This is a genomic window from Scytonema sp. PCC 10023, assembly GCF_963920835.1.
Classification (GTDB): domain Bacteria; phylum Cyanobacteriota; class Cyanobacteriia; order Cyanobacteriales; family Nostocaceae; genus Kalymmatonema.
In genome coordinates, this window is sequence record NZ_CAWUDP010000076.1 from 18,001 (window position 1) to 31,920 (window position 13,920).

Annotated in this window: 12 protein-coding genes and 3 pseudogenes; 13 read left to right on the forward strand and 2 right to left on the reverse strand. The window is 48.5% G+C overall.

Annotated elements, in window-relative coordinates; all coding sequences use genetic code 11:
• Positions 1-202 precede the first annotated feature (202 nt).
• A pseudogene (locus ACM0OZ_RS34325) lies at positions 203-295 on the reverse strand (transposase); the annotation flags it as partial.
• A gap of 374 nt (positions 296-669) precedes the next feature.
• Between ACM0OZ_RS34325 and ACM0OZ_RS34330 the strand changes: the two are divergent.
• The 7 genes and pseudogenes from ACM0OZ_RS34330 to ACM0OZ_RS34360 form a co-directional block, all read left to right on the forward strand.
• A pseudogene (locus ACM0OZ_RS34330) lies at positions 670-1,185 on the forward strand (IS1634 family transposase); the annotation flags it as partial.
• 246 nt (positions 1,186-1,431) lie between these two features.
• Positions 1,432-2,793 (forward strand): RNA-guided endonuclease IscB, encoded by a 1,362-nt coding sequence (gene iscB / locus ACM0OZ_RS34335; protein WP_414587306.1) that lies wholly within the window; start codon positions 1,432-1,434, stop codon positions 2,791-2,793.
• An 18-nt stretch (positions 2,794-2,811) separates the two neighbouring features.
• Positions 2,812-3,843, forward strand: a pseudogene (locus tag ACM0OZ_RS34340) (IS1634 family transposase); the annotation flags it as partial.
• Between the two features lie 200 nt (positions 3,844-4,043).
• On the forward strand, positions 4,044-4,460 hold the full coding sequence (locus tag ACM0OZ_RS34345; RefSeq protein ID WP_414587307.1) for an IS200/IS605 family accessory protein TnpB-related protein: 417 nt from the start codon (positions 4,044-4,046) through the stop codon (positions 4,458-4,460).
• Between the two features lie 406 nt (positions 4,461-4,866).
• On the forward strand, positions 4,867-5,067 hold the full coding sequence (locus ACM0OZ_RS34350) for a hypothetical protein (RefSeq protein ID WP_414587308.1): 201 nt from the start codon (positions 4,867-4,869) through the stop codon (positions 5,065-5,067).
• Between the two features lies 1 nt (position 5,068).
• Positions 5,069-5,596, forward strand: coding sequence for a transaldolase family protein (locus tag ACM0OZ_RS34355; protein ID WP_414587309.1), 528 nt, complete (start codon positions 5,069-5,071; stop codon positions 5,594-5,596).
• Entirely contained in the window at positions 5,586-5,771 is a 186-nt protein-coding gene (locus tag ACM0OZ_RS34360; RefSeq protein WP_414587310.1) for a hypothetical protein, read from the forward strand. Before ACM0OZ_RS34355 ends, ACM0OZ_RS34360 begins: the two co-directional genes overlap by 11 nt.
• Positions 5,772-5,818: 47 nt before the next feature.
• Here ACM0OZ_RS34360 and ACM0OZ_RS34365 read toward each other — a convergent pair whose 3' ends face one another.
• Positions 5,819-9,448 carry an NB-ARC domain-containing protein gene (locus ACM0OZ_RS34365; protein WP_414587311.1) on the reverse strand — a complete coding sequence of 1,210 codons (3,630 nt, stop codon included), beginning with the start codon at positions 9,446-9,448 and terminating at the stop codon, positions 5,819-5,821.
• 563 nt (positions 9,449-10,011) lie between these two features.
• Here ACM0OZ_RS34365 and ACM0OZ_RS34370 point away from each other — a divergent pair.
• The 6 genes from ACM0OZ_RS34370 to ACM0OZ_RS34395 all read left to right on the forward strand — a co-directional run bounded on the left by ACM0OZ_RS34370 (position 10,012) and on the right by ACM0OZ_RS34395 (position 13,654).
• A complete protein-coding gene (locus tag ACM0OZ_RS34370; protein WP_414587312.1) occupies positions 10,012-10,548 on the forward strand; it encodes a VOC family protein in 537 nt (178 codons plus the stop codon).
• 147 nt (positions 10,549-10,695) lie between these two features.
• The gene (locus ACM0OZ_RS34375) at positions 10,696-11,562 is read left to right on the forward strand and encodes an oxidoreductase (protein WP_414587313.1); all 867 of its coding nucleotides are present in this window, start codon (positions 10,696-10,698) and stop codon (positions 11,560-11,562) included.
• 98 nt (positions 11,563-11,660) lie between these two features.
• Positions 11,661-11,966 carry a DUF6130 family protein gene (locus tag ACM0OZ_RS34380; protein WP_414587314.1) on the forward strand — a complete coding sequence of 102 codons (306 nt, stop codon included), beginning with the start codon at positions 11,661-11,663 and terminating at the stop codon, positions 11,964-11,966.
• A gap of 65 nt (positions 11,967-12,031) precedes the next feature.
• Positions 12,032-12,217 (forward strand): DUF6130 family protein, encoded by a 186-nt coding sequence (locus tag ACM0OZ_RS34385; RefSeq protein WP_414587339.1) that lies wholly within the window; start codon positions 12,032-12,034, stop codon positions 12,215-12,217.
• Between the two features lie 166 nt (positions 12,218-12,383).
• The gene (locus ACM0OZ_RS34390; RefSeq protein WP_414587315.1) at positions 12,384-13,094 is read left to right on the forward strand and encodes an SDR family NAD(P)-dependent oxidoreductase; all 711 of its coding nucleotides are present in this window, start codon (positions 12,384-12,386) and stop codon (positions 13,092-13,094) included.
• An 86-nt stretch (positions 13,095-13,180) separates the two neighbouring features.
• Positions 13,181-13,654 (forward strand): NIPSNAP family protein, encoded by a 474-nt coding sequence (locus ACM0OZ_RS34395; protein ID WP_414587316.1) that lies wholly within the window; start codon positions 13,181-13,183, stop codon positions 13,652-13,654.
• Positions 13,655-13,920 lie beyond the last annotated feature (266 nt).

The following is a 13,920-nucleotide window of genomic DNA, read 5'->3' on the forward strand; positions in this document are numbered from 1 at the left end:
AGGTCAACCTAATTAAACGTAAAACGCTCAACTTGGTACTGACCCTGTGTAGCTCTATTTTCTATACCATCAATAATTGCGATTGCCTTCTCTTCGAGACGCTGCGCGTTGGCGCAGCCTGTCCGCAGGACTTACGGCACTGGCACCTTTGCAATCGCGCTTCTCGTACTCATCCTCGAATACCCTGCTTGCAAGTTCCGGAGCGTTTGAGATGCAACCACTCATCTTCAATACGATTCATTTGTGGACTATAAGGAGGTAAGAAAAACAATCTTCTGCCCTTGAGAATACCAACGTTCAAAATGTTCATGTGTTAATTTACTCCTCGGAACGGAGGTGTTGTCTTGAACAATTACTGTCAAAACTCCTGTTTGACTTAGGTGCTGTTGTGCTTTTTGAGCTTGCGAATTCATTAGCTGTAAGTAGGTTTGGGTATAACCCACATTCCGCAGGTGCGATCGCCAAACATGATATTTTTGAAGCATGAATGCTTCACCATTAGACATTAGAGTACAAGATATCGATCACTGCGGTATAGTGGCAGGTATGATTGATGAGATGGAACTAGTACCGCAAGGCGGAAGTCATGCATTCAAAAGTCAAAAGTCAAAAGTATTATGGAATGAGGTTTTTAGGGATTTTAAATGGTTGCCCTATTTACGCCGCGTTGTACTAGTAGATCAAATTAACCGACTACTGGGAACACATCCCCAAGAAATCATCAGTGCTGGTCAAGTAGTCAAAGCCATGATCATCAATGGCTTGGGCTTTGTGAGTGCACCGTTGTATTTATTTGAAAAATTTTTTGTAGGTAAAGCTACGGAGCATCTGTTGGGGGAGGAAATTCGCCCAGAACATCTCAATGATGACCGCCTAGGGCGAGTATTAGACAAACTCTACTCAGCAGGACTCACCGAAGTATTCGTAAGTGTGGCTTTGCAAGCGGCTCGGAAATTCAGGGTACAAATGGACAGCTTGCATCTAGACTCTAGCTCGTTTCATGTAGATGGAGAGTACGCCAAGAATACGGAGAAAGCTCAAGCGGAATCAGGAGTGATTGAAATTACATATGGCTACTCTAGAGACCACCGACCAGACTTGAAACAATTTATCTTAGACTTGATATGCAGTGGAGATGGAGATATCCCATTATATTTGAGAGTGGCAAATGGTAATGAAGCGGAGTAATCGATAAAACGGATTAATCTGTAGCAAGTTGGAGCAATCTGGCTTGCTGATTACACCAGACTCAGCCTAGAACTGTTTATTCTAGGTCGTCCGCTTAAGGGTTATGACTTAATAGAGAACGCTCACGCTCTAAGCGTCGAGGTAGGAACATGGTCGCTTTATCCGATGCAACACCGCGCCTTATCAACAAGCCCTTAAGCATTGTCAAAGCAAACCATACCCCGCTCCGGGAGAGTTAATCAAATGATTACCAACTCAGTATTTGTTATTGACAAAAACGGAATACCGTTAAAACCAACTACGCCGGCACGGGCAAGGTTTCTTCAATCAAAAGAAAAAGCGAAAAAGTTTCGTCTCTATCCTTTCGTAATAATGTTAGATAAGGATGTTGACCATGAAGTAGAAAAATATTTAGAACTACGCATTGATCCAGGTAGCAAAGTTACTGGCTTTTCCTTAGTCGTTAAAGAAACTAACGAAGTTATTTGGGGAATGGAGCTAGAACATCGAGGTGAAGCTATTAAGCAAGATTTGATTAGTCGTGCTGGTTATCGTCGAGGTAGAAGAGCGCGAAATTTGCGCTATCGCATGTGTCGATTCAATAGGAAAAAGCCAGCTATGTGGTTAGCACCTAGCTTGCGCCACAGATTGTTAACTGTTGAAACTTGGGTGAAACGACTCATAAAGTATGCGCCTATTGCATCAATTGCTATCGAAGAAGTTAAATTTGATATGCAAAAGATGGAATCACCAGACATTGAAGGTATTCAGTACCAGCAAGGTACTCTGGCAGGTTATACCATACGAGAAGCGTTGTTAGAAAAGTGGGGTAGACAGTGCGCTTACTGCACAGCTAAAGATGTTCCGCTACAAATTGAACATATTCACCCAAAATCTAAAGGAGGATCTGACCGCTTTGCAAATCTCACCTTAGCGTGTGAAAAGTGTAACAAGAAAAAAAGTAATAAATCTGTTGAAGAATTTCTGAAATGTAAGCCGGAAGTGTTGAAAAAGGTTAAAGCAACTCAGAAGAAATCTCTGAGTGATACGGCGGCTGTTAATTCAACAAGAAAAGCTATTGTTCAGATGCTACAGCAGTTTGATTTACCTGTTATTAGCTGTGACGCAGCCTCAACTAAAATGGTGCGAGTAGTAAATAATTTACCCAAGGAACATTGGATTGATGCTGCGTGTGTTAACGCTATCAGTTCAGTAAATCTTAGAGTTTGTCAACCATTGCGAGTAGTGGCTAAAGGTCACGGTTCTAGACAATCAAGACGTGTTAATGCCAGCGGCTTTCCTGTTATTACCAGTATCAAGAAAGACCTTGCTACAGGTAAGAAAATTGTCAAGACCATTGAAGCAAAGAAAGAATACACCCACACAACCGCAGGTGATTTTGTTTGGATCAAGCTAGAAAAAGACCGCAAGCACGTTTTGAGCGGGCGTTACAAGGCTAGAGTCAAAACCCCTACACAGCAAGGTGTAGAAATTGTTATTGATGGTAACCGCATTACGGTTAATCAAAAACACGTCACGTTCATTCATCGCAACGATGGTTATAGTTACGGTTTTGCCGCGATAAATACCGAATTACTCCAATAAAACGTTTTCTAATGATGAGACCAAAAAGTGTTTGCTCAAATTCTCCAACAGTTTCGACAACAGTGGCAAATAGAGGCGTTGTTTGTAGCAGATGCTGCACTCTACACTGAGAAGAATCTGCAACTGATGAAGAATTTACGTTGGGTATCAAGAGTCCCAACTACCCTGACTAGCGCTAAATTCTTGCTTGAGAACGTTTTGGAAGATGCCTTTGTCAACAGTTCAATGTCCGGTTATCGCATTGCCGCTTGTTGCAGTGATTATGGTGGAGCACGGCAACGTTGGTTAGTAGTAGAGAGTGAAGCTCGTCAAAAAGCTGACCTCCAACAACTAGAAAAACGCATAGCCAAAAAGTTATCAAAGGCAGAATCAGAACTGAGACTGTTGTCTCAACAGGAGTTTGCTTGTGCTGCTGACGCCAGACTTGCTGCCCAACGCTTTGAAGCTCAGTTGCCGTTTCACCAATTAGCTGACTTAGAGATTAAAGAACGCTCAGCTCATCCTAAGCGTGGCAGACCCCGTAAAGGTTCTCAACTGACATACTGCTATCAAGTTCGTGCCATTGTTGTATCTAAACAAACGGCGATTGCCATCGAAAGGCAGCGGGCTGGAAAGTTTCTTTTGGCTACCAATGTCCTGGATGCCAATGAGTTAAGCGACGACGACTTACTGCGAGAGTACAAAGCCCAGCAGTCTACTGAGCGTGGGTTTCGCTTTCTCAAAGACCCAATGTTTTTTACAAGCAGTATCTTCCTCAACTCTCCAGAACGAGTGGCTGCCTTAGCAATGGTGATGGGTTTGTGCTTACTAGTTTACAGTTTGGGTCAAAGGGCATTACGTCAAGCCTTGAAGCAGGCAAAACAAACTATCAACAATCAGTTAGGTAAACCGACTTCCACTCTCACCTTGCGTTGGGTGTTTCAGTGTTTTATGTCGATTCATCTGGTAACGATCGCCACCGTTCAGCAGATTGCTAACCTTACTGATGAACGGCGTTGGATTCTCCAGTTTTTTAGTTCCGCTTGTCAAAGATATTACCTTCTTTGTTAAGTTTCTTTACTAGTTTTTGTGTACAATTCATCTCTCTGTTTCCACTTAGGCAAAATTATTACTTTGTCCCAATTACCTGCATGATTTTTTCGGGGTGTGTATCCACTACTCGGTTAATTTACTCTTCTCACCTCATCCGATCAATCATGTCTGACACCATACCTTAATCTCCTCCATATCTTGTACTCTAATGTCTAATAGTGAAGCATTCATGCTTCAAAAATATCATGTTTGGCGATCGCACCTGCGGAATGTGGGGTATAAGCGCGTTCCAAGCATTAGTGCGTAATCATGCATATGTATCAGGCTCCCAAATACCGAAGATATTTATCGCCCTTCGGGTACAGCGTAAGCGAAACAACCAAATGCGTGATGCCGTCAACAAAGCCGCACGATTCATTATTAATCAGTGTCTTAATGACCGCGTAGGCAATCTTGTTATTGGATGGAACGAGGGACAGAAAAACGGTTCCAGCATGGGTAAACGCAACAATCAGAACTTTGTCGTCATCCCCACAGGACGATTGATTGAACGGCTTAAACAACTTTGCCTTGAGTACGGGATAACGCTAACAATCACGCTCGGAAGCGTACACATCAAAAGCATCATTCCTTGATGGTGACTCACTACCGAAATACGGTGAAAAACCCGAAGGTTGGAAAGCATCAGGTGAAAGGGTGAAGCGTGGGTTGTATAAAAGTCATGATGGACACATCATCAATGCAGATTGTAATGGTAGTGCCAACATCATGATAAGGTGCAATACACAGCTAGGTTTAAACCTAGTCGAGGTGGGTAGGGCATCTTTGACAGTGCCACAACGAATTGATTTGTTCAGTCGCTTGAGTAAATCATATCGTAAACGTTGCGTAGCGTGTCTTCAGACCGCGTAGCAACATCAGTTTAGAATCCCCTTACTTCCAGTGAGGGGAGATGTCAAGACTATTTGATTGTGCGAGATCTACAATTGGCGGCTGATTTGCTCAAACAAGTCCATTCTCAAACGCGGGCACGCGATGGCTATGTTCAAATTGATCTTCCGCAACAAGGCACTGCTTTTACCTGAAACAGCGATCGCTGCGGCGCGCCCTATGCCCCAACCAAGCTCCGCTTGGTTGCCTCGAATCGGAGATTCGAGGAGAGGGTTTCTTTTAGAAACCCTCTGGGCATATACGGGCGATCGCTGCGGCGCAAGACATTTGGCAGTCAGTTGGATGGAGTAATTTGTTATTGAGAATCCCAGCGACTCAATTGCTGCTACCAGTGATTGAACATCTAATTGGCAATCGTATCAATGTGAATGCAACGTTAGTGTTTTCTCCAAGTATGTATGAGCAAGTATTCGATAGTTATAAAAGAGGGCTGGAGAGCCTGATTCAGCAAGGAAAACTGGTGAGTGACGTTGTTTGTTTTACAAGTGTTCCCATTGGTCGTTTGGATAGAGTGATTTCGCCACTCATTACCGATACAGAAACATCTTTGAGTGTGATGCAAGCCAAACTTCTGTACCAGCATTATCGAAATCTCTGTCAAAGTGTTGGCGAAGCCTTTCCCTTGGAAACACGGTGGCGATCGCTCGCTGAAGGGGTAATACCGCTGCGTCTGGTATGGGATTGCACAGATATTCCGCCTGAATCCGCGTGGCGCTATATTCAGACTCTAGTGGCTCGTGAAACCGTGATGATGCTGGAGCCGTCAACGCTCTTAAGGTATCGTGAGGTCTGTTTGCTGCCTGCTTTGTTTGACAGATGATGAACAAGCTGAACAACTTGTGACAAGCGGATTGTCAGAGATTTCTTTGAATGAACGAGTTGACCAACTCGTGAACGAGGAAATGGCGCGATGCTCCAAAGGAGCCGCCCAAAGGGCGATCAGCTTTGCTGCTGCCCCTTGGGCAATCGTGATGACGCCTTTCAACAGTTGCTAGACACAATCGAGCACAAGCGAAGGCGCTGAAGCTGGATGTGCGTCGCTTCAATGGTCAATTGCCCCTAATGCTTTCAGGGTAGCTTTTTGAGCGACCGTCAGCCCGGTTGCACCTTGAATATTCATGCCTTCATACAGGCGACTGACCACTAACGTGTTGACACAGCGTCCTGTTTGCACGTCCCAAAGCTTGATTGTGCGATCGTCACTACCACTAAATAAGATTTGACCGTCAGAGCTAAAGATGACTGACCGAACCCAACCGCTATGTTCATCCAGGATGTGGAGGCAATGCCCCGTTTGCAGATCCCACAGTCGAATGGTTTGATCATCACCGCCACTTGCCAGGAATCGACCGTTGGGACTGATGGCAACTGTCCAGACGGCTCCTGTATGCCCCTGCAAAACCTTCAGACATACTCCAGTTTGCACATCCCATAATCGAACGGTTTGGTCATGACTACCGCTTGCCAGTCGGTGACCACTGCAATCAAATGCCAGTGCGAAAATTGCGCCCGTATGTCCCTGCAATATCCTCGAACATGCTCCAGTTTGCACATCCCACAAGCGAATCGTGAGATCAAAACTGCCACTTGCCAACCATTGACCGCTCTTGTCGAAGGCGATCGCGGCAATACCGCTCTGGTGTCCGCGCAACACATGCAAACAGTGATGCGTTTGCACATCCCACAGTCGCACGGTGCAATCATAACTACAGCTTGCTAATATTTGTCCCCCTGGGCTGAACAAAACTGTCCACACAGCTGCGTTGTGTGCCGACCATCGATCGAGGTGCCCGGTCCGGATGTTCCATAAAGCGATCGACTCATCGTGTCGATTGATCGCCAGAGTTTGATTGTCGGGACTAAAGCTGACTTTGCTGAATGATGACATCCGACGCAAGGGGCTGGGAAAAGTTTTGTAGGGGTGATACGACGGCAGATTGCCATCTGGTTGCAAATGCCACAACTGAATCATTTCACTCTGACCACTACTGGCAAGTATTTGGTCATCCGAACTGAGGCTCAGGCAGTGAATCCCACCTGTGTATCCACGCAACATTTTCAGGTTTCGTCCGCTCTCTAAATGCCACAGCCGCACCGTCTGGTCTTCTCCAGTACTGACCAACAATTGATTGTCGGCACTGATGGCAAGCCCAAAAACATCGTGAGTATGACCCTCAAGTACATAGATGGGTTGCCCGTCTTGAATACTCCAAAGGCGCAGAGTGCCATCGAGACTGGCACTGGCTAACAGCCGACCATCCGGGCTAAAGGCAATGTTCCACACCCAATCGGTATGTCCCTGCAGCAGCTTGACACTGGAATTTATGATACTAGGCTTTGATGGTCGATTCTGGGACAGATAATTGCTCCACAATCGAATCGACCCATCCCGGCACCCGCTGGCGAGCAGTTGCCCATCCGGGCTGTAGCGTACACACTGAACCCCGCTGGTATGCCCTTGTAAGATACTCAAGCAGTTCCCATTGCTCACATCCCAAATCCGAACGGTTGCATCATGACTGCTACTGGCTAGGGTTTGCTGATCGGTCGCGAAGTGGACGGAATAAACACTCCGGGTGTGTCCCTTCAAGATACGGAGACACTGCCCTTGCAAATTCCACACGCGCACAGTTTTATCTTCACTGCCGCTCGCTAACTGCTGACCATCGGCACTAAAACTCACTGACCGAACGCCACCGGTATGTTCTGTTAGCACCTGCAAGCAGCTCTCACTCTGGACATCCCACAAACGCACGGAACTATCGGTACTGCCGCTGGCTAACGTTTTGCCATCCGGACTAAAGGCAACCGACCAAACCCAGCCTTTGTGCCCTGAAAAGGTGGCTAAGAGTTGGGTTGTGCTGATGTTCCAGAGATAGATGTTGCCACTAGAATCGCCCACCGCCATCATCTGTCCGTCTGGACTCAGGTCGATCGACATCGCAATACCGAAGGTTTCTGAAAAGATGCATTTGGCGAAAGTAGCGTTCTGAAAATTGACTCCTGCTAAATCGACCTGCCGCAAGTCGGCTTGTTGCACCACGAGATCAGAAAAATCTGAGCTGCGTAAGTCCACTTGAAGCTGCACCAGCAAGTTAATTAGGTTGCCTGCAACGTACCCTGGTTTCTTCCCCTGTTGCCTTAACATGTGCCTTGCTTGCGCCTCAATCGCTGCCACACTGCCAAAGCGAGACAGAAGCTGCTCCATAACAGGTTGCACAATTAAGCGCGTCTGAATCTCTCGAATGTAATCTTTTGCTTGTACTTGCACTAAGGGATGCGTTTGCCAAACGTTAAGCTGCTGCGTCTCAAATTCGATGCAAAGAAGCTGCACGAATCGCTCTGTGACATATTCCATCACCACAGGTTGCAAGAAGAATAACCCATCGGTTTTTTCAATGAGCGATCGCCGAAGTAGTGAGTTGACGAGATTGGGTACACTTTGTTGAGCTGCAGGATCAACCACGTTCTCTCGAATCTCTGCGAGCGAGACTGGCTCCCGATGAATTACAAACCAGGACAGTGTCTTCTGTTCCGCTTCCGAGAGGCGAGCGAACTGACGGTCTAGCAAATCGCGGATGTCTTCAAAAACAGCCAATCCCTGACTCAGATACGGCAACACCTCGCTAATGCTGCCGTTAAACAAATCCTGAATTGCGGCTGCCAACAGTTTTAATGCCAGAGGATTGCCACCGTAGTGGTCGATTAAAGTCTGCCATTCCGCTTCCGAACCTGTAAACGCTCCTTTTTGCCGAAAGATGGCGCGTCCGTCAGCAGGTGTGAGTCCACTCAACGCCAGCGAGCGCACCAGCACCTGTGCACCTTCCATCAGTGCTATTTCGCGTGGCTTTTCTCGACTCGTGAGCAACAAACAACTTTGGTGAGACGTATCACCAATGGTTCTGAGCAATTGTCCGTAACCTTCGTAGCCCGAGAGCCATTGTCCTACTGGCTCACGCTGCAAAATGGTCTCAGCATTATCGAGCAGCAATAAACACCGACGCGACCGCAGATATTGCATCAGTTTGGAAATTTGCTGATCAAGCGTGGTCGGAATGATGGGATCTTCCCCATACAGCGGCATGAGAAACGTAAGCAGGCTCGACAGGAGTTCATCCAGTGGTGGTGCATTCGCCAGGGAGCGCCATACAACAATCTCAAATTCTGCTTGCATCCCAAGCGCAGCTTTGACCGCGAGCGTACTTTTGCCAATGCCGCCAATCCCCAATATCCCGACTATGCGGCAGCGTTCAGATACAATCCACTGCCACAGTTGCACAAGTTCTACCTCACGCCCATAAAACGCTGAGGCATCGACTGCCGTATCCCAGTCCTGTTGGGGATTTGTCCACCTGCTCACAGTCTCTTGAGATGAGGCAGGGGATGTCAGGTCTGTTTGCGTCAATTCCAGCCCAAACGCCCGGAACAGATACTCTAATGACTGGCGATCCACCCCCAACTCGCGCTTGAAAATGCGAGCGAGGGTATTTAGGGAGAGTCCGGTGCGAGCGCTGAGATCTTCCTGGCTGAAGCGCTTACCCCAGGTTTCGTCGGATTCCGCCTGCTGTTTTGCCGTCTGAAACTTTTGCCACCCTTGAGGCGATAGGATCGCTCCTCGCACTCGAAAAGAAGTGGAGCGACCTCGTCTAGTTTTTGATGGGTTGGAATCCATAGAGCAGCCGATGGTGCAAAGGAACTAGCGAATCTTTTCTTAAATCAGTTCTCAGTTATCAGTTATCAGTTATCAGTTATCAGTCACTCAGGCGGGCGCTTTGGGGGATGCGCTCACCGCCACCAATGCATAAAGATCCAATTGGTGGGGGACGCGCGACCACTCGTATTTAACTGATAACTGCGTAGGTAGCTGTTCACTGTTAAAATATCGGGCGTTTCTTTAATCAAGGACTGACGGGGGACGCATTTCTCTATACAAAACGAACAAACCTTTTATTTCTTAGGTTTGAGAACGACGATTTTTCGTCGAGGTTCTCACCATCGCGGGTTTTCCAGGGCATTATTGAGACTCTTCCCAAGAACTCCGCGCTTTTTGAGAAGGTTTGTTCGTTTTGTACAGGATTTTTCCACGGGAGTTTCAGCAACACAGATAAAAGGCAAATGATTCCATTTTGGTTAAAGTATACCAGCTTTAATTGCTTGTGGCTCACTAGTGTTGGCCGTTCTTCCAATCCGAACAATTAAATCGCGTTTTAACTCAAATAACTTGAGTGGTCTAAATTGAGCGAGCGCACAAGAATGAAGTTAATCGAGGTGGGCAGCAAGCTCACGAACCTAAAGGAGAACAAGATGAGTAGCAATCAAGTAAACACTCAAAACATGAAACTCGAAGTTGTGGTATTGCCCGTTTCCGATGTCGAGCGCTCCAAGGACTTCTATAAAACGTTGGGATGGCGGCTGGATGCCGACTTCGTCACTAGTGAGGATTTCCGAGTGGTGCAGCTAACACCTCCCGGCTCGGAAGCCTCAATCATCTTCGGTAAAGGAATTACCTTAGCTGCGCCAGGTTCAGTTCAGGGTCTGTACCTCATAGTTTACGACATCTCCGCCGCCCGCGCCGAACTCGTCGAGCGGGGGGTCGAGGTGAGTGAGGTGTTCCACGACATCGGAGGGATCTTCCCCCACGCTGGAACCGAGGGACGCTTACCTGGTCCCGATCCGAAACGCCGAGACTATGCCTCATATGCCTCGTTCAGTGATCCAGACGGCAACGGTTGGGTGCTCCAAGAGGTGAAGACACGCGCTCCCGGACGTTGACGGAACATCAATCAATTAACGATCAAAAGGAGGCACAAGTAACAAGTTTTTCGCTCCTTTTGATACTCCCCACCAGTGCAGCAGTCATGCACTAACCGAAACAGCTAAAGCCAACAAACTAAACAACACCTAAAACGAGGACACAAGATGAAAACGCAGAAAGTATGGTTCATTACCGGAGCTTCCAGAGGCTTTGGGTTAGAAATTGCCAGAGCAGCCCTGGCAGCGGGTGATCAAGTAGTGGCGACGGTTCGCAGTCAGCCCGCACAACTCGCCACTACCCTGCACAACCACCCGGATCTTTACGTTGTGCAGATGGATGTCACCCAGGAAGACCAGGTACAAGAGGCTGTCAAGCAAAGCATTGCCCGTTTCGGTCGGATTGATGTCTTAGTCAATAATGCCGGGTTTGGCATGGTTACTGCGATCGAAGAAGCCACGGATGCCGAAGTCCGCAAACAGTATGATACCAACGTGTTTGGGTTACTCAACGTGACTCGTGCCGTGTTGCCGTACCTGCGCCAGCAAAAGTCCGGGCGGATCATCAATATCTCGTCGCTGTTTGGCTACGATGCGATTCCGGGTTGGGGATTGTACGGGTCCACTAAGTTTGCGGTCGAAGGTCTCTCGAAAGGGTTAGCGGTCGAACTGGCACCGCTCGGCATCTATGTCACAGCGGTGGCTCCCGGTCTTTTTAGTACCGACTTCCTGAGCACTGAATCCTATGTTGCCGCTAAAACCATTATCGACGATTACCAGGAAACGGTAGGACCGATGCGTAGCGGAGCCTCGGCGCTACACGGGCACCAACCCGGTGATCCGAAAAAGTTTGCCCAGGTGATTATTCAACTCGCCAATACAGAACGTCCGCCGCTGCATTTGCCCGTCGGGAAGGACACGATCGACCTGTACCGGAGCAACGCCGCTTCTATGGCACAGGAAATCGAAGCATGGCTGCCAGTCGCTACCAGTACCGACCATGACCACCGCATAACGGCTTCGACCATAACCTGACCCTAATTCTAACCCTCGAATGATTTGCATTGATTTGACACTTCAACAAATAAAAAGTCACTGGACATCAACGTCAATCAATCTAGGGAATGCCCCCTATGTCCAAAGAAATTAAACAAAGCTGCCGACGCTTTCTGAGAACGGTTGGGGTAAGCATTGTTTTCTTCGCAACTATAAACCTTGCCCCTCTTCTCTTCCCCGCAGGAACCATCATACACACGACTTCTAAGGACTTAATCACCATGACCGACTACACCCCGTTCGCTACCAGTGCCTCTGCCCAGAGCGCCAGGGATATTATCGGACCATCCCCGTTGATCGAGATCAAAAACGAAGCACCGCCCAAGCTGATTGTTGATCCGCCGCTTCCCAAACCACTGGCTCAGGCTCGCGTCTTCATTTAGTATCGGACGGAGAACCTGCGCGTGTTGCCAGTGTTCGGCGAAGGTGCTCTCCAAGTACGCCACGCATCGGTCATGTCCACATCACCGTTGACGACGCGCCGTGGCATTTTGCCGATGCCAGTGGTCAAACGATCATCCTGGTTGGACTGGAACCTGCTTCACACAAGGTGTTGCTCGAACTAGCCGATCCCACGCACAAAGTCATTACCAGCGAAAAGGTGACGTTCACGGTGCCCAATCTTGAGCGATGATAAGTTGAGGTAATTTATGTCTTACGCACTATGGCTATTACCATATAATTAAATTTTTGTCAATGCGTAAGTTCTATGACTGAAAACAGACTGCAATTGCACTGTGCCGTTCAATATATTCGGCCCTCGTTCCACCAACCCCTCAAAACCATAAAGGAGTTTTACTATGAGCACTGAACAGAAAGTTGCTGTTATTACCGGCGCGTCGCAGGGCATCGGCGCAGCCCTTGTCAAGGCGTACCGCGATCGCAACTATCGGGTGGTCGCGACCTCGCGCTCGATCGAGCCGTCGGACGATGATGCAATCCTGGCGGTGCCCGGTGACATCGCCGATCGAAAAACCGCCGAGCGTGCTATTTCCGAAGGTGTGTCCCGCTTCGGGCGCATCGACACGCTCATCAACAACGCGGGCATCTTCATCGCCAAGCCATTTACCGAATACACCGAGGCTGACTACGCGGTGTACCTGGGCACCAACGTCGCTGGCTTCTTTCACATGACGCAACTCGCCATCGCCGAGATGGAGAAGCAGGGCAGCGGCCATATCGTGCAGATCTCGACGAGCCTGGTTGACAACCCGATCGCCGGCCTACCATCCGTACTCGCGTCGCTGACGAAGGGCGGACTGAATAGCGCGACCAGATCGCTGGCGATCGAGTATGCCAAGCGTGGTATCCGGGTGAACGCGGTCGCGCTGGGTACCATCAAGACGCCAATGCATCCCGTCGAGACCCATGCACAGCTCGATGCTCTGCACCCGGTCGGTCATATGGGCGAGATCGAAGACGTCGTCGATGCGGTTCTCTACCTCGAGTCAGCCAACTTTGTAACGGGCGAAATTCTTCACGTCGATGGCGGCCAGAGTGCGGGGCACTGACACCGCGTTGCAATCAGAAAAATGGCTCTGACGCTCCCAAGCAAGATTGCGCGATCGTACAACTTGCTGACAAACGAGCACATACCATGACCCAACTCGAAAAACGCATGATCTACGAATTGCGCATTTATCACTCCATGCCCGGACGACGAAGAGCGCTGCTCGCGCGCTTCCAGAACCACACGTTACGGATTTGGGAAAAGCATGGCATCCGCCAGGCTGGATTCTGGACAACGCTAATCGGCGAGAGCAATCAGCGGCTCACTTACATGCTTGCCTGGGACAGCATGGCGGAGCGCGAGGAGCGCTGGGGTGCATTCCTCGCTGACCCCGAGTGGATCGCGATTAGCACCGAAACCGAGAAGGACGGTCCACTCGTGCAGAACATCAGTAACACGTTGCTGGCACCGACCGCCTTTTCCGGGCGTGAGGTGAGCGATGAGGCGAGCGATGGAACTCGAACCCGTAGCATCCAGCATGCACACTCCTCTCCACCGTCACAGCTGAGTAATGCGGACAGACAATACGTAACCACAGTGAATTCAGCATCAGTTTTGTAAACGCAATCTAGGCAGAACCTCAAGATGCTACAAACGATTTCTCCAATCAGCGCTAAAGCAACTCATCTTCTACAGTAGCCGCTTCATTTTTCCTAGACAAAACAGGACTTCCTTCCCAGGGAAGGCGGGTTCCCTAGTTTCTAACTATCGATTATTGTCAATAAACCGCCTTCCCTGGGGCAATATTTACTAGTCTGACTCGTAAGTTTTTTATAAGGAAGTCCTGTTTTGTCATGGTTTCACCCAACCCTGAAGCCAACAAGACA

Excerpts from the sequence above, each read along its gene's own strand:
- ACM0OZ_RS34350 (WP_414587308.1), top strand. The coding sequence starts at position 4,867 with ATGTTCAAATTGATCTTCCGCAACAAGGCACTGCTTTTACCTGAAACA.
- ACM0OZ_RS34375 (WP_414587313.1), top strand. The coding sequence starts at position 10,696 with ATGAAAACGCAGAAAGTATGGTTCATTACCGGAGCTTCCAGAGGCTTT.
- ACM0OZ_RS34390 (WP_414587315.1), top strand. The coding sequence starts at position 12,384 with ATGAGCACTGAACAGAAAGTTGCTGTTATTACCGGCGCGTCGCAGGGC.
- ACM0OZ_RS34395 (WP_414587316.1), top strand. The coding sequence starts at position 13,181 with ATGACCCAACTCGAAAAACGCATGATCTACGAATTGCGCATTTATCAC.
- ACM0OZ_RS34365 (WP_414587311.1), bottom strand. The coding sequence starts at position 9,448 with ATGGATTCCAACCCATCAAAAACTAGACGAGGTCGCTCCACTTCTTTT.
- ACM0OZ_RS34380 (WP_414587314.1), top strand. The coding sequence starts at position 11,661 with ATGTCCAAAGAAATTAAACAAAGCTGCCGACGCTTTCTGAGAACGGTT.
- iscB (WP_414587306.1), top strand. The coding sequence starts at position 1,432 with ATGATTACCAACTCAGTATTTGTTATTGACAAAAACGGAATACCGTTA.